Source organism: Anoxybacillus sp. B2M1, assembly GCF_001634265.1.
In the GTDB taxonomy this organism is placed as follows: domain Bacteria; phylum Bacillota; class Bacilli; order Bacillales; family Anoxybacillaceae; genus Anoxybacteroides; species Anoxybacteroides rupiense.
On the sequence record NZ_CP015435.1, the window covers coordinates 743,434 to 765,379 of the forward strand.

General features: G+C 40.7%; 18 protein-coding genes and 2 pseudogenes. 10 read left to right on the forward strand and 10 right to left on the reverse strand.

Translation table 11 applies throughout. From position 1 onward, the window contains the following. The first annotated feature begins 190 nt into the window (after positions 1-190). Positions 191-1,513 (forward strand): TIGR00366 family protein, encoded by a 1,323-nt coding sequence (locus tag GFC28_RS03610; RefSeq protein ID WP_044742459.1) that lies wholly within the window; start codon positions 191-193, stop codon positions 1,511-1,513. Between the two features lie 110 nt (positions 1,514-1,623). On the opposite strand, the gene pdxR is transcribed toward GFC28_RS03610, so the two are convergent. Beyond that, positions 1,624-3,075, reverse strand: a complete 1,452-nt coding sequence (pdxR, locus tag GFC28_RS03615; protein ID WP_044742458.1) for a MocR-like pyridoxine biosynthesis transcription factor PdxR — start codon at positions 3,073-3,075, stop codon at positions 1,624-1,626. Between the two features lie 264 nt (positions 3,076-3,339). On the opposite strand from pdxR, the gene GFC28_RS03620 reads away from it, so the two are divergent. Together GFC28_RS03620 and GFC28_RS03625 are read left to right on the forward strand one after the other, a co-directional pair. Next, positions 3,340-3,960 (forward strand): LysE/ArgO family amino acid transporter, encoded by a 621-nt coding sequence (locus GFC28_RS03620; protein ID WP_044742457.1) that lies wholly within the window; start codon positions 3,340-3,342, stop codon positions 3,958-3,960. A 388-nt stretch (positions 3,961-4,348) separates the two neighbouring features. After that, positions 4,349-5,704, forward strand: a complete 1,356-nt coding sequence (locus GFC28_RS03625; protein ID WP_172798637.1) for an Nramp family divalent metal transporter — start codon at positions 4,349-4,351, stop codon at positions 5,702-5,704. 477 nt (positions 5,705-6,181) lie between these two features. On the opposite strand, the gene GFC28_RS03630 is transcribed toward GFC28_RS03625, so the two are convergent. Further along, positions 6,182-6,496, reverse strand: a complete 315-nt coding sequence (locus GFC28_RS03630) for a hypothetical protein (RefSeq protein WP_044742456.1) — start codon at positions 6,494-6,496, stop codon at positions 6,182-6,184. A gap of 634 nt (positions 6,497-7,130) precedes the next feature. Here GFC28_RS03630 and GFC28_RS03635 point away from each other — a divergent pair. Continuing rightward, positions 7,131-8,708: a Vga family ABC-F type ribosomal protection protein gene (locus GFC28_RS03635; protein WP_044742455.1), complete on the forward strand. Its 1,578-nt coding sequence runs from the start codon at positions 7,131-7,133 to the stop codon at positions 8,706-8,708. 198 nt (positions 8,709-8,906) lie between these two features. On the opposite strand, the pseudogene GFC28_RS20225 reads toward GFC28_RS03635, so the two are convergent. Further along, a pseudogene (locus GFC28_RS20225) lies at positions 8,907-10,647 on the reverse strand (ABC transporter ATP-binding protein). Then, positions 10,634-10,783 carry a hypothetical protein gene (locus tag GFC28_RS19180; protein WP_156487506.1) on the reverse strand — a complete coding sequence of 50 codons (150 nt, stop codon included), beginning with the start codon at positions 10,781-10,783 and terminating at the stop codon, positions 10,634-10,636. The pseudogene GFC28_RS20225 and the gene GFC28_RS19180 overlap by 14 nt, the downstream one beginning before the upstream one ends. 576 nt (positions 10,784-11,359) lie before the next feature. Between GFC28_RS19180 and GFC28_RS03645 the strand changes: the two genes are divergently transcribed. Then, positions 11,360-12,112, forward strand: a complete 753-nt coding sequence (locus GFC28_RS03645) for a YqcI/YcgG family protein (protein WP_044742454.1) — start codon at positions 11,360-11,362, stop codon at positions 12,110-12,112. A gap of 2 nt (positions 12,113-12,114) precedes the next feature. Further along, the gene (locus tag GFC28_RS03650; RefSeq protein ID WP_044742453.1) at positions 12,115-12,750 is read left to right on the forward strand and encodes a LysE family translocator; all 636 of its coding nucleotides are present in this window, start codon (positions 12,115-12,117) and stop codon (positions 12,748-12,750) included. 84 nt (positions 12,751-12,834) lie between these two features. Here the strand turns inward: GFC28_RS03650 and GFC28_RS03655 are convergent, their stop codons facing one another. Both GFC28_RS03655 and GFC28_RS03660 read right to left on the reverse strand, forming a co-directional pair. Next, a complete protein-coding gene (locus GFC28_RS03655; RefSeq protein WP_052660934.1) occupies positions 12,835-13,188 on the reverse strand; it encodes a MerR family transcriptional regulator in 354 nt (117 codons plus the stop codon). Positions 13,189-13,435: 247 nt separating this feature from the next. Then, positions 13,436-13,882, reverse strand: coding sequence for a carboxymuconolactone decarboxylase family protein (locus GFC28_RS03660; protein ID WP_044742452.1), 447 nt, complete (start codon positions 13,880-13,882; stop codon positions 13,436-13,438). 122 nt (positions 13,883-14,004) lie between these two features. Here GFC28_RS03660 and GFC28_RS03665 point away from each other — a divergent pair, with 122 nt between their 5' ends. Beyond that, positions 14,005-14,472, forward strand: a complete 468-nt coding sequence (locus tag GFC28_RS03665; protein WP_044742451.1) for an Lrp/AsnC family transcriptional regulator — start codon at positions 14,005-14,007, stop codon at positions 14,470-14,472. Positions 14,473-14,561: 89 nt separating this feature from the next. Beyond that, on the forward strand, positions 14,562-15,005 hold the full coding sequence (locus GFC28_RS03670) for a PH domain-containing protein (protein WP_044742450.1): 444 nt from the start codon (positions 14,562-14,564) through the stop codon (positions 15,003-15,005). A 129-nt stretch (positions 15,006-15,134) separates the two neighbouring features. Here GFC28_RS03670 and GFC28_RS18705 read toward each other — a convergent pair. From GFC28_RS18705 to modB, 3 genes and pseudogenes are all read right to left on the reverse strand, one after another. After that, positions 15,135-15,408 (reverse strand): annotated as a pseudogene (locus GFC28_RS18705) (cytochrome P450); the annotation flags it as partial. A gap of 474 nt (positions 15,409-15,882) precedes the next feature. Further along, the gene (locus GFC28_RS03675; RefSeq protein ID WP_044741786.1) at positions 15,883-16,548 is read right to left on the reverse strand and encodes an ATP-binding cassette domain-containing protein; all 666 of its coding nucleotides are present in this window, start codon (positions 16,546-16,548) and stop codon (positions 15,883-15,885) included. Between the two features lie 53 nt (positions 16,549-16,601). Continuing rightward, positions 16,602-17,276 carry a molybdate ABC transporter permease subunit gene (gene modB, locus GFC28_RS03680; protein ID WP_044741787.1) on the reverse strand — a complete coding sequence of 225 codons (675 nt, stop codon included), beginning with the start codon at positions 17,274-17,276 and terminating at the stop codon, positions 16,602-16,604. 286 nt (positions 17,277-17,562) lie between these two features. Here modB and GFC28_RS03685 point away from each other — a divergent pair, with 286 nt between their 5' ends. Beyond that, positions 17,563-18,498 carry a helix-turn-helix transcriptional regulator gene (locus GFC28_RS03685; RefSeq protein WP_044741788.1) on the forward strand — a complete coding sequence of 312 codons (936 nt, stop codon included), beginning with the start codon at positions 17,563-17,565 and terminating at the stop codon, positions 18,496-18,498. Between the two features lie 203 nt (positions 18,499-18,701). After that, the gene (gene modA / locus GFC28_RS03690; RefSeq protein WP_369818763.1) at positions 18,702-19,502 is read left to right on the forward strand and encodes a molybdate ABC transporter substrate-binding protein; all 801 of its coding nucleotides are present in this window, start codon (positions 18,702-18,704) and stop codon (positions 19,500-19,502) included. A 358-nt stretch (positions 19,503-19,860) separates the two neighbouring features. Here modA and GFC28_RS03695 read toward each other — a convergent pair whose 3' ends face one another. Then, complete coding sequence (locus GFC28_RS03695) at positions 19,861-21,900, reverse strand: molybdopterin oxidoreductase family protein (RefSeq protein WP_044741791.1); 2,040 nt, start codon at positions 21,898-21,900, stop codon at positions 19,861-19,863. Positions 21,901-21,946: the final 46 nt, after the last annotated feature.

A 21,946-nucleotide genomic window follows, 5' to 3' on the forward strand; every position in this document is an offset into this window, starting at 1 on the left:
AGCATGAAGTCGGATAAGATACTCTGCCCTATATCTAGTTATAATAATAAATAAACAGTGAAGTAGTTTCAGTTCATTCTCTCCAAATATTTGAGAAATTGAAAAATTAGGAACAAATACACTGTTAATTTACTAATCTTTTATTTATTTATAATAGTATGAATATTCATGTTGTAAAGGAGAGAATGCTGTGAAAGTATTGTCCAATTTTTTTACTGTACTCGTTCAAAGGTTTTTGCCAGATCCTTTTGTCTTCGCGTTGATTCTAACTGCTATTTTGTTTATATCCGGGATCATCTTCACTCCCCATAGTCCACTCGAGATGGTTCATTTCTGGGGAGATGGTTTTTGGGACTTGCTGGCATTCGCTATGCAAATGAGCTTGATTTTAGTAACAGGGCACGCTTTAGCAAGTTCACCGCTTGTTAAAAAAGGACTACAAAACCTTGCCGGTGTTGCTAAAGCGCCTGCTCAGGGAGTCATCCTAGTAACATTAGGAGCGGCGCTCGCTTCTTTAATTAATTGGGGATTTGGCTTAATTGTCGGCGCTTTGTTTGCCAAAGAAGTGGCGAAACGAGTGCCAGGTTCTGATTATCGTCTGTTAATTGCAAGCGCTTACATAGGGTTTTTAACGTGGCATGGCGGACTTTCTGGGTCGGTTCCTTTATTAGCAGCCACACCCGGTAATCCGATGGAGAAAATATCCGGGATCATTCCATTAACGGAAACTATTTTTACCGGTTTTAATTTGTTTATTACCGTCTCGCTTCTTATTGTTTTACCAATTATGACAAGATTCATGATGCCGAAATCGCACGAAGTGGTAACAATTGACCCAAAACTGCTTGCTGAAGACCAAAACAATATACCATTGGCAGCAACAAGCGAAAAGAGCTTTGCGGTGCGGATGGAAAACAGCAGAATCTTAACGTATCTCATCGTTGCGCTTGGGTACGCATATTTAATTTATTACTTTGTCACAAATGGATTTAAAGTGGATGTCAATACCGTTAACTTAATCTTCTTTTTTACGGGTTTATTATTACACGGCACGCCTTTATCGTATATGCAAGCAATCACGAATGCTGCCCGCGGCACAGCTGGCATTTTAATTCAATTTCCTTTTTACGCCGGAATCCAAGGGATGATGGAGGAATCAGGATTAGGCGGCATGATTACGAATGCCTTTATCTCCATTTCTAATGAACATACTTTTCCGATTCTCGCTTTTTTAAGCTCTGGCTTCATTAATTTCTTTGTTCCCTCTGGAGGAGGGCATTGGGTCGTTCAAGGACCTTTCATTATGCCGGCAGCTGCTTCGTTAGGAGTCGATCCAGGTATTGCCGCAATGGCTATTGCGTATGGCGAAGCATGGATGAATATGGCACAGCCGTTTTGGGCACTGCCAGCTCTTGCGATTGCGGGGTTAGGAGTCCGAGACATTATGGGATATTGCGTAACAACGTTATTAGTATCGGGAATTATTTTTATAGTCGGACTGACATTTTTCTGATTTTTTGTAAATAAAAAAAAAATCCTCCTTGTATGTATGTCAAAGGAGGATTTTTCATTGTATCGCATCGGTGGACGAAGGAAAGAGGTAAAATAGATGATAGAAAAGAGTTATAAGGTTAGTTGACGAATCACTTCTGACAAACGAAAGATGCCGTTTTCAAGTTCATCCAAGGATGCATAGGAATAAGAAAGCCGAAGATACTGGGTTGCATGATGATCGTAGACATTTCCCGGATTTAACAAAATTCCGTGCTCTAACGCTTTTTCAAAAAGCTTTCTGCTAGAAATCGGAGGTAATAAGCGCAGCCATAGATAAAAACCGCCCTTAGGAACAGACCATGTCGCAATGTCGAAAAAGTGCTTTTGTAACGAATTAATCATGACATCTCTGCGCACCTTCAATTCTGTTCTGACTTTTTCTAAATGTTGGTGATACAATCCACTTGATAGCCATTCCGCCGCAACCCATTGAGATAAGGAACTCGATCCATAATCCGTTTGCATTTTAATATCTGCTAGTCGTTCAATGACAGGCTTTGGTCCGACCATCCAGCCGATGCGCAAACCAGGACTCAATGTTTTCGATATGCTGCCTAAGTATAGAACAAGTCCGTTCTTATCAATAGTCTTTAAGGGGGGAGGCGGCGGTGAATCTATCCAGAGTTCTCGGTATACGTCATCTTCAATAATTGGCAGCTGCTCTTGTTCACATACGTCCATGAGTTCTCTTCGTCTCTCTTTAGACATCAATATACCTGTTGGATTATGGAAAGATGGAATCGTATAAAGTAGTGAAGCATTCTGTCTCTTCTTTTGTTGCGCAATCATTTTTGCTTGAACACCATTTCCATCTAAAGGAAGCCCAAATAACCGCATGCCGGCGGATTGAAACACATGCAGAGAATACAAATACGATGGCTTCTCAAGAAAGATGGTAGAACCCCGATGTAATAAACCTATTGAAATCAATTGCAATGCTTGTAGGGCCCCTGACACAATCAAGATAGAGGATGGAGAAGCCTCGATTCCGATCGTTTTTAAATATGTACTAAGTTGTTCTCTCAGAAAAAGCAATCCTTTCGGTTCTTCGTAACCAAGCGAATCTATGCGGTCCGATATCCGATTCATGATTTGTTTCATCATCTCACGCGGAAATAGATCAGGAGAAAGCTTTCCTGTCCCCAATCGAATGATGTTAGGAGCAAATTCTGCTTTATGGATTTCCTGTATCGTAGGTAAATTAGGCGGATGAATTCCTGCCTGCACATAAGAGTTCCAATCGGGAGGCGAGGCAGACATCATCAAAGACCACGTATTGTTGATCACCTTTGTACCGCTTCTGCTTTTTCCTTCGAGCAATCCCTCTGAGATTAATTCTTCTACAGCCGTAACAATAGTGCTGCGGTTGACGCCCCATGCTTGAGCCAATGTACGCTGCGGAGGAATTTTCGTCCCTACAGTCCATTGTCCTGTTTCAATCTTTTCTCTTATATAGTCCTTAATTTGAATATAAAGAGGGATTGGCGATGATTTATCAGGATTCCAATCCAATTCGATCATGAAAAATTCTCTCCTTTGTAAGATGAGTTTGCTTTTCTAGGACCATAGAACACACTGGTTAAATAAACCTCCCCACCTACACTCCGTTTAGAGGGGGAAGATGGAATCGGTAGATATGTTAAAATTTACGCCCTGATTGTTCCACGTTCTGCTTTGATTATATATTTTGGTTGGGATAAAATCCATCCAATTGGTTGGAGACAATGATGGCTATCCAAGTATAATCATTATGTATCAATCGCACGCAAGGAGGGAATAGATAGAATGGTAGAAGCTTTTATTCATGGGTTTATTCTTGCATTGGGGTTGATTCTCCCGCTCGGTGTCCAAAATGTTTTTGTTTTTAACCAAGGAGCTCTTCAGTCTCGCTTGATTCAAGCGCTACCGGTTGTTTTGACTGCTTCGCTATGCGATACATTGTTAATTATGCTTGCTGTTTTCGGTGTATCTGTTGCGATCTTAGGTTCATTTTGGCTTAAAACCATACTGATGTGGGCTGGTCTGTTATTTTTGCTATTTATGGGATGGAACACTTGGAAAAGCACTCCGGCCGATAGCAGCAAACAGATAGCCGAGAAAGCTTTTACCCCTTTGAAGCAAATTGCATTCTCCACTTCGGTGTCGCTGCTGAATCCTCATGCAATTCTTGACACTATCGGGGTGATCGGAACAAGCTCACTCAGCTATACGGGTTCAGAAAGGATTGCGTTTACGGCCGCATGTATCATTGTTTCATGGATATGGTTCATCCTTTTAGCATTGATGGGAAAACTAACAGGGAAGCTAGATCCATCTGGACGACTGCTGCGAATCCTTAACAAGGGCTCAGCCTTAGTGATGTGGGGAGCGGCTATATATATTGGTTTGATGGTAGTGATGGCGTAGACACACTTCCAACGGACGTTTTTTTATAATAGGTTGACAAATGAAAAAAGGATTTATCCATTTTTTTAAGAATAACAGATGCTTATATTATCAACAAATACAGATGTTTTGTATATGGAAAGCATGAAATAATGAAAATCTTCTTGTAAAACATCATTTAGGACAGGGAACGTTGTTCAATGTTATTTTCTTGACTTAAAAAATTTCCGATGTACAATTTATCTAGTTAACGTTTCTTTTCTCTTTACATATATTAGAAGATCGAACGAATCTTTTTTCACTCTGACGAAGGCCGTTAAAGTCGGTCTGTTTTATCAGCAAATTTTTTTGCAATAAAAGTTTGCTCTGTACAAAATATTTAGTGAACACCAATCATGAGGTGGCCATCATGAATAAAAATCATAAAAAACTGCCGACTGCAGTTGAAACTGGATGGAGAAAGCAACGAACACAACCAACGTTGCCTGAAGTCTATCGAAGTTTGCGCATTCCCAAAACGGGATCTTGGTTCAAAAAGTTTCTTGCGTTTGCCGGGCCAGGGTATTTAGTGGCCGTGGGATATATGGATCCTGGAAACTGGGCGACCGATATTGCCGGGGGCTCGCAGTTTGGATACACGCTTCTTTCCGTCATTTTACTTTCTAATTTAATGGCAATCTTGCTTCAAGCCTTAGCCGGGAAGCTTGGAATTGTAACAGGAAGAGATTTAGCACAAGCCTGCCGCGATCATTATAGCAAACCTGCTGCGATCGTATTGTGGATATTATGCGAGTTGGCTATTGCGGCATGCGATCTAGCAGAGGTCATCGGTTCAGCCATCGCGCTGAATTTATTGTTTGGTCTTCCATTAATATATGGAGTCCTGATCACCGCCGTGGATGTACTGGTCGTACTGATTTTGCAAAATAAAGGGTTTCGTTATATCGAAACATTGGTGATCGTTTTAATTGGAACGATTGGCGCTTGCTTTGCAACAGAAATCTTTCTTTCCAAGCCGGATGTCAGCGGTATATTGAAGGGATTTGTTCCAAGTGCCGAAATCATCCACAATCCATCGATGCTTTATATCGCAATTGGTATTTTAGGTGCGACCGTCATGCCGCATAATCTATATTTACATTCTTCCATTGTACAAACGCGCCAATATGAGCAAACACATGCAGGAAAACGGCAAGCCATTCAATATGCTACATGGGATTCGACCATTGCCTTGTTTTTTGCTTTATTTATTAATGCCGCCATTCTCATTGTTTCAGCTGCTACCTTTCATCAAGCAGGAATGAAAGAGGTGGCAGAAATCAGTGATGCTTATCATTTGCTTGCGCCGCTGCTCGGAACGACGATGGGAAGCATTTTGTTTGGAGTTGCTTTGTTAGCTTCTGGACAAAACTCGACATTAACAGGAACGTTAGCGGGACAAATTGTGATGGAAGGCTTTCTCAACATTCGTCTTCCTGGTTGGTTAAGAAGACTTATTACCCGATTGATCGCGATTATCCCAGCTGTGATCGTTACAGCTCTTTATGGTGAAAGCGGAACGGCTCAATTGCTTATTTTCAGTCAAGTGATTCTCTCTTTGCAGCTTTCTTTTGCCGTTGTCCCTCTTGTCCAATTTACAAGCGATAAAAAGAAAATGGGGGAATTTGCAAACCCATTATGGCTCAAGGCTCTTGCTTGGGCCGTAGCGATCATCATTATCGGCTTAAACGGATACTTGCTGTTTCAAACGTTCTTCGGAGCGTAACTCACGTACATAAAGCGATGGAACAGGGAGTTTTCCATCATGGCTGCGATGAGACTATCACAAGAATAAGGTTTGCAAAAACAGGGAAACTCTTTCTCCATTGTTTCCATCTATCGATGAAAAGCCGAAAACGTGCAGCTGCACAGTTAATCGGCTTTTCATCATTTAATGCAACTTTGAACCCTGTTTGAAGTCGAATGATAGAGGCAAACTGGTGATGTGTGATCATTTGAGAGTGAATGTTTAGCCTTTTTCGCTTGACACATTCTCATATTCCTTGATACAAAATAACGGATATGAAATGTGGAAAAGCGCTTTGGCGGTTGAAGCGGGAAAAGATTCCAGTAGTCGGACGCTATTGAGAAGAAAGCAGTGGCTAATGCAAAGTAGAAGCTGATTTTATGCTCCGTTTGTGTTTCACGGTACCATTCGTTTGCAAGAGTCCGCACAGAGAACCGTTCAATAGGCGGAATGAAATTAGTATATGTTGAGGACATTTTTGACTCGCTTTATTTCTTTTTTGTTTTCAAACAACTCTTCCACGAGAATTTTTTGCCCGTTCGCTACATCAGTCAGCTGTTTATCCATCTGGACAATCTTTTGCTCAACTTGGCTGAGCCGCTCATTGATTTCCGTCAGCTGATGATTTGTTTGTTCAAAGCGTTGATCCATTTGTTCAAACCGTTGATCCATTTGTTCAAACCGTTGATTGGTTTCTTCCTCATGATTTTTTAGCTGCTCCGCCAGCTCTTTAATCGCTTGCAAAATCATTTCATTTGTAATTTCCGCCATGAATATGCTCCTTTCTTCGTTTTCAGTATCTTGATTATTATAACATATTCCCGTCATTTCAACATGAATCTATTGACATGACAATCAGGCGATCAATGGTGTCTCTCATAGGCTTATTGCGTCTTAACAATTTAACTAGCTTAAGAATCCCAGATAAGCTCAGCAAACATCCAGCCAGTACCGTTTCAAATCCGGAAACGGACAAATTAGTTCGATCTGATTGATGAATTTGCGGGGTGTATGCTGGAATCGATCCTCCTGATGATGGAAGAACATCACTCTTCGTTTATGTATAAGAGAGCCCGTTTGGATATACAACATTTGACAATGATTAAGATATTGTTTAAAATCAAGGTGAATCAATACGAACGGAAGGGTGAATCGACGAACATGAAGTGCTAATCCTATTTTGAAAAGACGTTAATTGAAGGCATTCTTTAGCGGAAGACGATTTCTGTTTTCTTTGTGTTGCCTTCAGTTAAAGTTTTCAGAATAGGATTGCATTTCTATCGTTTGTTGCACCCAAATAGAGTGTGCCTCTTTTTGGTGTCTGACGATGTCTATGCCTCCTATTCTGGAAACGGATAGGGGGCCTTTTTGTCCCCACAAAACACAGAAAAATGGGGATGATGATATGATTCTTTTAGAAGCATTGAATGTGAAGCACTATGTAAAAGACCGATTATTGTTTGAGATCGAACGATTAGCCATTTATGAAAATGACCGAATTGGCTTAGTTGGCAAGAATGGCAGCGGAAAAACGACATTGTTGAACATATTAGCGAAAAAGATTTCTCCAGAACAAGGGAGCGTGTTATGTCGCGCTCAATGCGGGCTTTTGCCGCAGCTCAAAAGAATCGATGCGATCAAAAGCGGGGGAGAAGTCACACAGTCATACATGAATGCCCTCTTTTCAAAAGCGCCGAAGCTCTTATTGGCGGATGAACCAACAACCCATCTGGATCGAGAGCATATTGAATGGCTGGAAAAGAAACTAAGCCAATGGAAGGGAGCTTTTGTCATTGTATCCCATGATCGGGCCTTTCTTGATGCCCTTTGCACAACCATTTGGGAAATGGACGAAGGAAAGATCAAAGAATATAAAGGCAATTACAGCGATTACTTAGAACAAAAAGAGTTGGAACGCCGCAGACAGCAATCCGCTTATGAACAGTATGAAAAAAAGAAACAAGCGTTAGAAAGAGCATTGGAATTAAAAAAACAAAAAGCAGAAAGAGCAACAAAAGCTCCCAAAAAGGTGAGCCGATCAGAAGCAAACATCATGGGTGCCAAACCATACTTTGCCAAAAAACAAAAGAAGCTGCAAAAAACAGCCAAAGCGATGGAGACCCGATTAGAAAAGCTGGAAAAAGTGGAAAAAATAAAGGAAACGGCTCCTATCAAAATGAGTTTGCCTCATGAAGACACCTTTCAAGATCGCATCATCATTCGCGTTGAGGAGGTTACGGGTGTCATTGGCCAACGTGTTTTATGGGAAAAAACCAGTTTTCATGTACGCGGCGGAGATAAACTGGCAGTGATCGGTCCGAATGGGAGCGGAAAAACGACACTTCTAAAAAAAATGATTCATCGGGATGACGGGATTGTCATTTCGCCAATCGTGAAAATCGGATATTTTAGTCAAAACTTAGATATTTTAGAGGTTGAGAAGTCGATTTTGGAGAATGTACAATCCACTTCCAAACAAGAGGAAACGCTGATTCGTACCATTCTTGCAAGATTGCATTTTTTCAGAGATGATGTGTATAAGCCAGTAGGAGTTTTGAGTGGCGGCGAACGGGTAAAAGTAGCGCTGGCCAAATTATTTGTCAGTGATGTGAATACACTCATTTTAGATGAACCGACGAATTTTCTCGATATTGAAGCAGCTCGTGCATTGGAATCGCTGCTACAAGAATATAAAGGAACCGTCATCTTCGCCTCGCACGACCGCCGATTCATTGAAAATGTCGCGACAAAAATGCTGGTCATCAAGGACAAAGTCATTCAATGGTTTGATGGCACCTATCAACAATATGAACAACATGTCCGTCAAAAAGATCGCCATGCGGATACGCAAGCAGATCAACGGCTCTTACTTGAAACGAAAATGTCAGAGGTGCTCAGCCGACTAAGTATGGAGCCAAGTGAAGAACTCGAGAAGGAATTTCAGTTGCTTTTAGAGAAAAAACGGAAGTTGGATCAGGCGTAGACAAATGGTACAGACGGGCGGTCCATAGATGGAAAAATGCTCATCACAGATTTACGACTTTGCATAAAAAGAAGCTTGGCATACCAAGCTTCTTTTTTGCGCGTTGTTGCGATCGTGCAGTCGAGGAGGGGCGAGAAACTATTGGAACAACATGGAGGCGAACTTGTGACCATGCTTGTCTTTTCGGAATGCTTCCTACTAACCTTGCAAAAATTGATGGTGGACAAGCTTCTGATACAAAGGATGGGTGGCTAGTAATAATTCGTGGCTTCCTTGCCCGGTAATCGAACCGTCTTCGACGACGAAGATGGTGTCTGCCCCGGTGACCGTCGACAGCCGATGGGCGATGACTAATGTCGTGCGGCCTTTCATCACATTTTTTAGCGCCTCCTGTACGAGCGCTTCCGATTCCCCGTCCAAATTGGAAGTGGCCTCGTCCAAGAGCAGAAGTTTAGGGTTTCGCAAAATGGCCCGGGCGATCGCGATTCGTTGTTTTTGTCCACCGGAAAGTTTAATGCCCCGCTCCCCGACGGCGGTTTCATAACCATCCGGGAATTGCTGGATGAACTCATGGGCATGGGCCAAACGGGCGGCTTCTTCTATTTTGCTATATTCTGGTTTGTTTTTTAAACCATAGCAAATATTTTCTTGAATCGTTCCAGCTAAAATCGGCGTCTCTTGGGAAACATAGCCAATCGCTTGCCGCCACGCGCGCAAATCCGTCTCGCCAATCGGAACATCCCCTAGTAAAATCCTGCCCTCATCCGGTTGGTAAAAGCGCTCGATGAGGGAGAAGATTGTCGTTTTCCCTCCGCCACTCGGCCCGACAAACGCGTATGTTTTCCCGGATTCAATCGTAAAATTGATTTGTTTCAATACAGGCTTATCTTTTTGATAAGAAAAGGAAACGCGCTCGAAGGTAAGCGGCTGGTTCCAATCAAGTTTTGTTTGCCGACCGGAAAGCTCTGGCTGTTCCCGAAACATTTCATTGAGCCGTGCTGTCGCGCCCAAAGCTTTTTGGAAATGTGTGAAAAAGGAAGCCATTGAGGTAAACGGCATGACAATCTGGAAAATATAAATCATCATTGCGACTAATGTTCCCGCTGTCAACTCTCCTGATGCGACCCGCGCGCCGCCATAACCGACGATGATGACGACAACGAGCATCATGACGGTAGCAATCATCGGCGAGATAAATGCGTAAATTTTCGCTCCTTCAAGCCGAAATTCATGACATTTTTAATTTCGCGGCGCCCTTTTTGTGATTCGGCTTGTTGACCATTATAAGACTTTACGAGACGAATGTCTTGCAAAATTCTTCCGAGATGGCCGGAAAATTTGGCGAGTTCATCTTGTGTGCGCAACGAAATTTGATACATCTTTCTTCCTAAGGGCATGACGACAAGCATCGTGATGGGAACGGCCAAAAGGATAAACAACGTGATGCGCCAATCCAAGATCAGCAGCAAGATTACCGAACCAACGACGGAAACCGCGCCGCTAAAAAAAGTGACAAGATGATCGGAAATGAGCGTTTTGATAACCGCCGTGTCTTGCGTAATCCGACTCATCGTTTCCCCGATTCATGGCGGTCAAAAAAGGGGAGAGACAATTCAAGAACGTGCTCCCATAATTTGCTGCGGATTTCGGCGACCATCGCTTCACCGACGTAGGCCATCAGATAAAACGAAAAACCGCCTGCCGCTGTCTGGACGAGAAAAGCGGCCAACAAGAATACGATTGACTGCCATTCGATTCCGCCATCGGCTAGCAAATCGATCAAGTCGCGAGTGAAAAGCGGGATGACTAAACCGGCACCGCTTTCCAACAAGGCAAGCACAAGCGCAAACAAGATAAGAGGTTTGTTCAGCCGTCCTTGTTTCAGTAAATGAAAAAGTTGTGCGGGCTTTCCTTTTGCATGATCCTTAGTTTCTTTCATCCTTCTTTTTCCTTTCCTCTTTTTCAAATTTTTCATACCGTTTCATATAGTACTCCATCGCTTCTTGCAGCCATTGTTCCTCTTCCTTAGAAAAGGGGAGAGGAGTTAACTCGTGCCACTTTTTTTCAAACTCCATCGGTTCTGTCGCCTTTTCGTCCAGCTTCTCGATCTCTTTAATGCTTCAGCAATGTTATTTTTGGTTTAAAAGGAACTCCAGGATATTTGCAAGAATATCGTCTTAAATGTTCAAGCACTCTAATATCATTCTTTTTTAATTCGTTTTGGTATTTTTGTTTATAGTATTTGACTGCTTTATTTAATTCTTGAACACTCTCAAAGGTTTGTCAATTAGTGGATGTTTCTTCATTTGATATGATGGTGATTGCTTGTTTTCTCATTTCTTCGTCTCCTTCTAATTTTCCGGAAACGAAAAAGGACACGCCGCCATCGCTTGGCAAACACGTCCTAAATATTCTAAAATGTTCTAAATTCCACCCTTGCGCAACTCACTGTTTCCAATGTACAATATGAATATAAAAACAGTAATAAAAACCGTAGTTAATGCAGGGTTCTCACGAAGTGTTTGCCGTAGGGTGGTTACGGCGCACTCTTAAACACAAAAATATTGTAAAATAGTATAAATTTTTAAATAATTGGCATTATTTTATTATTATCACCATACACACGGTTGATAAAATAGGGGGGGAGCTTAATGATTAAAATTAGTTCACTTTTGGATCAAGAAAAAATCAAAGAGGGAATGGAAAAAGGTATTCTAAAGGAATGGATGATTACCACCTATTCTGATTTTCGAAACTCGTTACTTGATGATTCTGCTCCATATCCTTGTTATTTTGCAGTAGAAGCAGAAAAAAATGGGCTTATTCGTTATATATTTGCTGAATCGGCTTACGATACGCATGAATTATTAAATATTAGAGACGGAGTTTATGAATACATAAAAAGCTACAAATCTATAGGTAAAAGAACGACACTAGTTATCTTTTTTAAACCTTCAGAAAATGAATTGCGAGCAGAAGACTATAAAAAAAAATTTTGGAATGTTGTTAAATTTTTGAATGAAAATGATCCGGAACCTTGGCCTTCCGAAATTCCAAAAGATCCAAATCATCCTGAATGGGAGTTTTGTTTTGGAGGAGAACCTATCTTTTTAGTTTGCCGGGCGCCGTTTTATTCGGATAGGAAAAGTAGATTTACTGCTAATGGGCTTGAAATTACGATGCAACCTCGTGGTACACTTGACGATATTACGGCTGATACGAAATTGGGTCAACAAGTAAGAAAAGTAATTCGAGAACGATTGAAAAATTATGATAAAATAGATGCACATCCTGACATTGGTAATTATGGTGACCCAACTAACAGAGAATGGAAGCAATACGTACTACCAGAAACCAATGAGGAAAGTGTAGTAAGATGTCCAATCACAAGGAGAACGGTTTAATTATGAATATTTTCAGTTACATCATTCTCGGTCTTTCGCTTTCTATACCCGTTGGCCCCATTAATATAGAAATGATAAAAAGGGGTATAAAGAACGGATTTTGGCATTCTTGGGCGGTCGGTTTAGGAGGAATGTCAGCAGACATAGTACTAATGTTTTTAATCTATTTTGGCGTATCTACTTACTTGACTACGCCAATAGCCCAGTTAATCATGTGGATTTTCGGATTCCTCATACTAGTCTACTTGGGATATGAAAGTATAAGAGATGCATTTAAAGAAGTCCATATATCCAATGAAATACAAAAAGAAAGTATATCGAAGTCTTTTTTATCAGGATTTTTAATCGCTATCTCTAATCCTCTCAATATTATTTTCTGGATAGGTATTTATGGCTCTGTTCTTACAACTACTCTAAATACTGTAAGTCAAGAACAGTCTTTCCTTTATAGTAGTGCTATTTTTATTGGAATTGCTCTTTGGGATCTAACCGTTGCCACATCAGTCCATTTCGGACGCAAATTTACGAATCAGCGTTTCTTAAAATGGTTATCAGTCATTGCAGGAGTGATTTTAATAGGATTTGGCATAAATTTTGGTTATCGAGCAATCAAAAGCTTGCTGCTTATTATAAGTTAGCAAAAAATGAGCAGGCTTAATTGTCAATTACTTTGATGGTTTGATGTCCAAATTAAATAATGACCGTTTTAAAGCTTATAAAAACTATATAGAATGATATATAGAGTTCACATAGAAAACTGAAATAATTTGTCCCCATCGTTTTATCAGGCATCGCCTGATTCCACACCTTTGGTGGGGGCAAAAACTCCTTGTTTCTTTTAAAGAAAGGTCGTATGTCGGCTGGTCAATATATTGGCGAATTTCATCCAAACGGAGCCCGATAAACTTTAAGCTCATAATTTTATATAGACGGACAATATCTTCTTCCGTATACATACGATGCCCGGATGAGGGGGCTTTTGCCGGTTGCAGCAGGCCGATTTCGTCATAATATCGCAATGTTCGGATCGATACCCCTGTTTTTTTAGCGATTTCGCTGATCGAATAAGTTTTCATCCCCTAGTCTCCTTTTCTGTCGGCTTTTTCTTTATCATACATCGTAACGTAACGGGAGGTTCAAGGGTAAAAAATTGGTGTCAGGATTATGATAATTCTGTAGAATTGATCATTGTCTTTAAACGGCTTTTTCAAGTTGTCCCCCTGGTGTTGGCAAAAAAAAAAGCAGGGAGATCTGGGAAAAGAGATGGAAGAAAATTGAGGAATATGCTTTTGTGTGCAAAAAAAGCAGGGAGATCCTGCTTTTTCAGTTTGTTGAATGGCTGTTATCATTATTCGTTTTTTCTTCCGGTTTAAGCCCCATAATGGCGCCAAAATATTGCGAGGCCGTTGTAAAACAAATAAATGCGCATAGTTCGCTAATTTCCGCATCGCTAAAATCTTTTTTTAAGACGGAAAAGAGCGAGTCCCCGATTTGTCCTTGTTGTTGGACAAACACCTCCGCAAATCCGATAGCCAGTGATGTTTTTTCATCAAATAAATGCGGTTCGGGCTTTCCTTTTGCTTTGCAGTACTCACAACCATTGTTTTGAGCAAGCATGCGTCGCACTTGTTCTTTCAATTGGGAAGAAAGAAGACCATCTTTTTCAAGTTCTTCGCCTAGCCGTCTCCAAGCTTCCATAATTGTTGGATTGTGGCCGAGCAGTCGTTGAAATGGGGTTTCTCCGTGGTTGGCGAATGAAATTCTAGCCATTGATATCCTCCTTTCGTTTTCTTTTATTTTAAAGGATTTTGACGAAAAAAGGCATTTGATATAAAATGTAATTTTGATAGATACTATTCGTTTGAAACATAAAGTAATAAGGAGGTTTACAATTGAAAATAGATGAAATTGATCTGCAAATTATAGCGGAATTGAAAAAAGATGCACGTTTGTCCATGAGAGAGTTAGGAAGGAAAGTCCGCTTATCGCCTCCTTCGGTTACCGAAAGAGTGAAAAGATTAGAGGAACATGGAGTGATTGAGGGATACACCATTCAAATCAATCGCAAAAAACTGGGATTTACGATCGACTGTATGATGGAAGTGACGATCAAAAACGGGGAATATAAGCGATTCAAAGAGTTTATTGAACAGTACCCAACCGCATTATCTTGTTATCGTATTGCCGGACGAGCATGCTATATGGTGATGCTGACGGTAAGTCGATTAGAGGAAATCGAAGAGTTTATTAATGACATTTCTGCCTTTGCCACCACTCTTACCCATATCATCTTCTCGGAAGTGAAAATAAACAATCATTTAGAAGCACGCACTCCTTTACTGGATTCGGATGAGAAATAAGATATAATTAGATTGAATCGCTTAAATGAATAGATCCATACAAAACCTTCGCTCAGACAGAAGGATAGTCGTTAGGAGGTATATAATCAATGACTTTCCGTTCAAAAATCGACGCTTATTTTATAACATTTATCGTGATTGCTATTCTCTTTATCGGCATCGTCACAATCGCTCCTTTAATCATAGATAAAGAAATCACAACATCGACTATAGTTATCATGCTATCCATCTTTTTGTTTTCAGTTGGTTTCTTATTATGGTCCATATTTTCTATTAAATATATTTTTTACGAAGACTATCTTCTAGTAAAAGGAGGACCCTTCAAAAGCAAAATTGCCTATCAAGAAATCACCAAAATTGCGCCAACGAAAGATATTTTTACAGGATATAGATTGTTAACCTCTAAAAACGGTATTGAAATATTTTATAAATCAGCCACTCTTGGAAGTGTGAAAATTTCACCTGAAGAAACGGAACGATTTATGTCTGAAATCAGAAAGCGTTGTCCCCATATACAAATTTCAAGCCTCTAACCACGTAGACTCTTTTCCATCAAAAAAAGAGAGGGATTAGACTCCCTCTCTTTTGGATATCTTCCCGGTTAATAAAATGCTTTAGCATGCTTGCAAGCAAGGGTGAACTTATAGGACGAAACGCCATTCTTATTGATAAACCTTCATTGGCAGATAAGTTAAGGACTGTCCCGGGGCAGAAGCCGTCAAATTTTTTTCTAATTCATATCCTTCCACTGGCTCGATATGTGAAAATCTTTCTAAGAAGGTTTCTAGAGCCATTTTCATTTCAAGTCGCGCCAATGGGGCTCCTAAACAGAAGTGTGGCCCATTCCCGAATGTTAAATGTCTTTTATATTTGAACGGTGAATGTCTAGAGAAAAAGGGGTTCAAACACGCTTTCATCAAAGTTGGCCGCGCTCACTAACGTTTTTCATCGAGAAACCTCCCGTCTCTAGACGAAGGATGATTCCTGATGATAAGAGGGGAGGTTTTCTCATGATTTAACATTCTTCAGTCGAGAAGTCTCCCACTTCTAAATCTTGCGAAGCTTGATGAAAGTGGGAGATGAATCGACTTCGGACAAGGACAGGCTTTTGCCTGTTCAATTGTCTGACCCTGTGGTAAAATAAACCTATGTCGTTCTTTCATAACTGGATATAGGAGGTTGCATGGAGAAAATAAAATGCGAAAACCAAGCTGATCCTTCCATGCGTAAAATATCCAAGGTACAAAAGAACTCCGAATTGTCGGACATCTAGGGTTGGAACGACCCGAAGTCACGCTCAGGGAGACGAAAGGCGGCTTTCGTCGTGGAACTGAGAAGCTCCCACTTCAAGCTTTAGCTAAGTGGTGAGTAGTTCACGAGATGGATCTTTTAGAATATGAGAAAGCATTTTCAGTTTGTTGAGGATGAATAAGTCAGGGAAAGGTCCGCTTTCATTTTATCGTCATGAATTTTTCCTTCATGTAAATATAAGATTCGATCCCCTAATTTTTTTGCTTCCTCATTATGGTGTGTTACGAGTATAATAGGAATCCTCCAATGTTTATGGATACGTAATAATTCCTCATGGCCTTTTAACCTTGTTTGTTCATCTAAAGCAGAAAAAGGTTCGTCTAAAAGCAAAGCATCCGGCTCGGTGGCGATGGCTCGAGCAATAGCGACCCGTTGTTTTTCACCACCTGAAATCTCAGATGGATAGCTGTCTCTAAGATGATCAATTCGCAGCTCTTTCATTAATTCTTTTGCAAAGCTTTCGTTTTTCATACCATAAGCAATATTTTTCCAAACCGTCATATGCGGAAAAAGCGCGTAATCCTGAAATACATAGCCAATATTTCTTTTTTGGATCGGAACAAACACCTTCTTATGTTGAAATAAAATCGTGTCATGGAGCTGGATGATTCCGGAAGTGGGCTTACTGATTCCAGCAATACAATTTAAGATGGTCGTTTTCCCAGATCCAGAAGGGCCAAAAAGGACAACAATCTCATTCGCTACCGAAAAGTTGACATTTAATTCAAAATGGGAGAGTTGTTTTTGGATATCGACGACAAGCATAAGAAAAACTCCTTTGCGCAATACCAATAAGGTTTCGGATTCACGTGCTGATTTTATTTGTGTATATGTTTCATCATGTTCTTTTTGCTCCACCAATTAAGCCATAAAATAGCACTAAAGCCAAGGCAAACGATCATTATCACCCAAAATTTTGCTGCCTCCATATTTCCTGACTCCACGGCAAAATAGATGGCGAGAGGAATGGTGTCGGTAACGTTCGGAATATAGCCTGCGATCATGAGGGTAGCGCCGAATTCTCCTAACGCTCGGGCAAAGGATAAAACGAAGCCAGATAACAAACCCGGCCATGCAAGCGGAAAGGAAATCGTCCAAAATACCCTCCATTTAGAGGCTCCCATCGTATAAGCCGCATTTTCAATATTTTGGTCATACTGCTGGAACGCTGCAGCGGCACTTTGATACATTAAAGGGAAGGATACAACTACAGCTGCAATCACTACACCATACCACGTGAAAACAATCTGGAAATCAAACCAATCAAGCAGTAATCGGCCTATAAACCCGTTTTTACCGAATACATATAATAAACCAAACCCCACAACGGTAGGGGGAAGCACAAGCGGCAATAAAATGACCGCTTCTATCATACTTTTTCCTTTAAAGGAACTACGGCTGATCAATCGCGCCAACACAACCCCGGTAATAAAGACGATCAGCGTTGCGATGGTAGCTGTTTTCAACGAGAGTATAAGCGGAGAGTAATTCATGGTTTCCAGTCACCTTTTAAATATTATCATCAGCTTCGGCGTAGAAGGAATGATATAATAAAACACAAGTTTGTTTCTGCTCTTTCCTTGGACAAGACCGCCATCGTTCATTATTCGGCCGCCAGGGCAGACGAAAAATCAAACGGTCGCTTCATCGAAAAAGAGATACATGACAGATGATCTATATCATCAACTATAAATGATGGTATGGAGGTTATCAATATATTATATAAAATTAAATTTAATTACTTATAATCAAACTTTTCAATGGAGGAGTTAAGTGGTTATGGAAAAAAATCATTCTTATACAACCGAGGAAGTTGCTAACATATTAAAAGTTTCCAAATTAACTGTATACGATTTGGTGAAAAAAGGGCGATTGCCTGCTTATCGTGTCGGACGGCAAATGAGAATCGATCCTTCTGATTTAGAAGAGTATATCAAACGGTCAAAAGGAAAGCTACAGCCATTCCATCATAAAGAAACAACAAGCGACACACAAGAGTATTTGCAAGTAAGGCGATTAGTCATAAGTGGTCAAGATATCAGTTTAGATATTTTGGCTAACTACTTAGAAAAATCCTCGAAAAAGTTTCGTCCGCTGCGTTCTTATACCGGGAGCTTGGAAAGTCTTATTTCCATGTATCAGGGCTATTCAGACATTGTCAGTACACATTTAATAGAAGGTGTTTCTGGTGAATATAATGTTCCCTATATCAATAAGATACTCGTGAATTTTCAGTATATCGTCATTCGACTGCTGGCTAGGAGGGCAGGCTTTTATGTCAAAAAAGGAAATCCATTGAATATAAAGCATTGGGAAGATTTAAGAAAAAAAGATATAAAAATGGTGAACCGTGAAAAAGGAGCTGGCGCTCGAGTTTTACTGGATGAAAGTTTGAAAAAATATCGCATCCCTGTATCTGGAATCAATGGTTACGATGACGAGGTAACCAATCATGTCAGTGTCGCAAGTGCTGTCGCTAAAGGGAGAGCGGATGTCGGCGTCGGAATTGAAAGGGGCGCTAATCTAGTGAAAGAGGTTGATTTCATTCCGCTTGTCAACGAAAAGTATGATTTGGTGATTTTAAAGAATGAGGAGAATCGAGAATTAATAAGTCAAGTGCTGCAAATTTTAAGCTCTGACAGCTTTCGAAATGATTTGGAAGCATTAGGCGGCTACGATTTATCACAAACAGGACAGGTGGTTTATGAAACATGAATCGAGTGATATCCAGCCAATTTAAAGCTGGAATAAATGATGGCCAGAGTTCTTTCTCGAAAACTCTGGCTTTTGTTTTCCGTATGATTTCATATTTTTATATTTAGTTATATCTTATATGATTTAATTATATAATGTACAAAATGATTTTAAATAATTATAATTAGTTTTATTGATGACAAATGAAGAAAGGAAGGGGCAGAATCATGAAGCATTCGATTCGCGTGATCATGAGTATGTTTTTGTGTGCTTCTTTCCTCTTTCTTTTTGGTTGTACGAATCAAGAGGAAAAACAGGAAGCGAAGCAGACTGTAAAGCTAACCATCTCAGCAGCATCCAGTTTACAAGACGCGCTGACGGAAATCCAGAAACAGTATGAGAAAGAACACAAAAATATCAAATTATCCTTTAACTTTGGAAGTTCTGGTGCACTACAGCAGCAAATCGAACAAGGAGCGCCAGTTGATTTATTTTTCTCAGCTGCTGAAGATAAATTTCGCCCTCTCGTAGACAAAGGATTGATTAACAAGGAAGAGAGTAAAAATTTGTTAGGAAATGAACTCGTTTTAATCGTTCCGAAAGACAAAGCAGGTACTATAAAAGATTTTCCGTCTTTAGGAGACGGCAACATCAAGCAATTGGCCATCGGGAATCCTGAAACAACTCCAGCAGGCCAATACGGAAAGCAAACATTGTCCAAGTTAAATCTTTGGACAAAATTAGAAGGGAAAATCGTGTATACGAAGGATGTGCGTCAAGTATTATTGTATGTAGAAACAAATACGGTGGATGCGGGGATTGTATTCAAAACGGATGCCCAAATCTCTGATAAAGTAAAAATGGTTGACACAGCAGCTGGTAATACGCATGATCCGATTATTTATCCGGTCGGGATCATAAAGAATACGAAGCATAAAACAGAAGCGACAACTTTCTACCAATACATACAGACAAAAGAGGCTCGCCGAATCTTTGAAAAATATGGATTTAAGATTTTGAAATAAGCGATGTCCCAACAGCGGTTAAGAACACGATAACGCACATGTGTTCAAGATGAATCGATCCATTAACGGCTATTTATTATATCGCATAAGTGATTTTACCAGTTAAGGATAAGTAGAAATTGGAACGGATCACCCATGCAAAGGCAGCATCCTATTGTTTCAACGAACAAAGGCAAGCCATTGACTTGCATCACATCAAAAACAAACAGTCCAAGGAAGAGAGATCCTTAGACTGTTTGTTTTTATTGCGTAAGCAAAAACAAGCAAAAAGATGCATCCTCGATTTCACCCTTTGTGTTTGGTGTGAAAAGAGGGGAGCCATGGTGCACCTATTCACGCCAATAATCCTCTTTTCATCCTAACATTTCTCCACATCGACACGTCCTGAAAAAAAAGTGGCTCCACCGCCCATATCGGCGATCCGATCTGGAGTAAGGGAGTTTACTAAACGCTTCGCTCCTGGAGAATCTGCCCAAAGCCCTTGCGTGACAACGACACCAGGAAGCACATATTCTCCAACAGAAGCTTTCAATATACATTCCCCGCGCTCATTCCACACCCGGACTTGGTCTCCATCCTGAATTCCTTTCGCTAAAGCATCTTGGATATTCATATATAAACGCGGTTCTTTTTCGAAAGAAATGTGTTTTTCGTGATTCGAAAAAGTGGTGTTTAAGAAATTATGATTAGGACCAGGCACAAATAAAAAAGGAAAGTCTCCATCATCAGCAATCGGTGTATAGGTTGGCAACGGTGGATAGCCATGTTGTTCCATTTTTTTTGAATAAAGCTCAATTTTTCCGCTTGGAGTCGGCAGCTTTCCCGGCAGCAACGGTTTGACATTTGCTTTTATATACTGCTTTTCCACCAATGTTTCATAATCGATTCCTTGTAAAAAAGGATGATTTGGGTTATCCAAGGCTTGCCTAATCATTTCCTCTTCGGTTTCGTATAAACACGAATCCTCAAAGCCCATGTTTTTCGCAAGCAATTGGAATACTTCGACATTGGATTTGGCCTCTCCATACCGTTCAATTACAGGCTGCTGGATTTGAATATAATGGTGCCAGTATGAGGTATAAAGATCCGTATTTTCGAATGAAGAGGTGGCAGGAAGCACAATATCTGCATATTTGGCTGTTTCTGTTAAAAATAAGTCATGCACGACGACAAAAAGATCTTCTCTTGCCAATCCTCTCCTTACCTTATTGCTATCCGGGGCGACCACTGCCGGGTTTGTACCATACACGAATAAAGATTTGATCGGCGGATCTTGTTCCAATAATGCCCGGCCGAGCAGATTCATGTTAATGATTCGCGTATCCTTCTTTTGCAGCAAATCCGGGCGCTGCAAGCTCTTTTGATTAAGCGCCAAATAGCCGCTATTGGATTTGATCGCTCCGCCGCCTTTGACAAGCCATTGTCCGGTCAAGGCAGGAAGGCAAGCGATGGTCCGGATACACATGCCTCCATTGTCGTGATGCTGAAGGCCATTGCCAATTCGAATAAAAGAAGGTGTTGTTTGCCCATACCATCTAGCAAGCTGATAAATATCTGCAACAGGAACACCTGTCACTTTGGAAACCGTGATAGGGTCGTATTGGACGACATGCTCACGCAATTCTTCATGTCCGACTGTATATTTCGCCAGAAAGTCATCGTCTACCATATTTTCCATAAACAAAATATGCATCACGCCTAAAGCAAGAGCCGCATCGGTACCCGGCAAAATCGGAATGAACCAATCGGCGAACTGGCCGGTTTGATTTTTATGAACATCAATAACAATGATCTTTGCTCCGTTTTTTCGGGCTTTTTGGGCCAATACCACTTGATGCATGTTCGTGCTGACCGCATTGATTCCCCAGAAGATGATGAGTTTTGCATGAATCGTATCTTCCGGATCTGTTCCAAAGCCGCCTCCCATTGTATATTGAAGTCCTTCTGATCCAGCTGACGAACAAATGGTTCGATCCAACAGAGAGGCGCCCAACCGATGGAAAAACCGCCGATCCATTCCTTCGGCGCTAAGTCTCCCCATATTGCCATAAAAGCTATACGGAAGAATGCTTTCAGGTCCTTCTGTTTCAATCAGCTCTTTCCATTTTGCCGTAATGGTCTCCATCGCTTCGTCCCAGCTGATCCGCGTAAATTTTCCTTCACCTTTAGCCCCTGTACGTTTCAATGGATATTTCAAGCGCTTGGGATCGTAAATTCGTTCGGTCATATTCCGCACTTTATTGCATATATTTCCTTTTGTCACAGGATGATCCGGATCTCCTTGGATTTTCACGATTTTTCCATCTTGCTTATGTACGAGCAACCCGCATTGATCGGGACAATCCAGAGAACAAACGGACGGAAATACACCTGTTGGCTGCTGCACAAATGGTTCCATCTTTTTCTCCTTTCCATTATTCCAGATTGTAAATAAAGCCATGTTT

What these genes read in the sequence shown, in the direction of transcription:
- pdxR (WP_044742458.1), bottom strand. Translation starts at nt 3,075, where the DNA reads ATGATCGAATTGGATTGGAATCCTGATAAATCATCGCCAATCCCTCTT.
- GFC28_RS03620 (WP_044742457.1), top strand. Translation starts at nt 3,340, where the DNA reads ATGGTAGAAGCTTTTATTCATGGGTTTATTCTTGCATTGGGGTTGATT.
- GFC28_RS03625 (WP_172798637.1), top strand. Translation starts at nt 4,349, where the DNA reads ATGAATAAAAATCATAAAAAACTGCCGACTGCAGTTGAAACTGGATGG.
- GFC28_RS03630 (WP_044742456.1), bottom strand. Translation starts at nt 6,496, where the DNA reads ATGGCGGAAATTACAAATGAAATGATTTTGCAAGCGATTAAAGAGCTG.
- GFC28_RS03635 (WP_044742455.1), top strand. Translation starts at nt 7,131, where the DNA reads ATGATTCTTTTAGAAGCATTGAATGTGAAGCACTATGTAAAAGACCGA.
- GFC28_RS19180 (WP_156487506.1), bottom strand. Translation starts at nt 10,783, where the DNA reads ATGGAGTTTGAAAAAAAGTGGCACGAGTTAACTCCTCTCCCCTTTTCT.
- GFC28_RS03645 (WP_044742454.1), top strand. Translation starts at nt 11,360, where the DNA reads ATGATTAAAATTAGTTCACTTTTGGATCAAGAAAAAATCAAAGAGGGA.
- GFC28_RS03650 (WP_044742453.1), top strand. Translation starts at nt 12,115, where the DNA reads ATGAATATTTTCAGTTACATCATTCTCGGTCTTTCGCTTTCTATACCC.
- GFC28_RS03655 (WP_052660934.1), bottom strand. Translation starts at nt 13,188, where the DNA reads ATGAAAACTTATTCGATCAGCGAAATCGCTAAAAAAACAGGGGTATCG.
- GFC28_RS03660 (WP_044742452.1), bottom strand. Translation starts at nt 13,882, where the DNA reads ATGGCTAGAATTTCATTCGCCAACCACGGAGAAACCCCATTTCAACGA.
- GFC28_RS03670 (WP_044742450.1), top strand. Translation starts at nt 14,562, where the DNA reads ATGACTTTCCGTTCAAAAATCGACGCTTATTTTATAACATTTATCGTG.
- GFC28_RS03675 (WP_044741786.1), bottom strand. Translation starts at nt 16,548, where the DNA reads ATGCTTGTCGTCGATATCCAAAAACAACTCTCCCATTTTGAATTAAAT.
- modB (WP_044741787.1), bottom strand. Translation starts at nt 17,276, where the DNA reads ATGAATTACTCTCCGCTTATACTCTCGTTGAAAACAGCTACCATCGCA.
- GFC28_RS03685 (WP_044741788.1), top strand. Translation starts at nt 17,563, where the DNA reads ATGGAAAAAAATCATTCTTATACAACCGAGGAAGTTGCTAACATATTA.
- GFC28_RS03695 (WP_044741791.1), bottom strand. Translation starts at nt 21,900, where the DNA reads ATGGAACCATTTGTGCAGCAGCCAACAGGTGTATTTCCGTCCGTTTGT.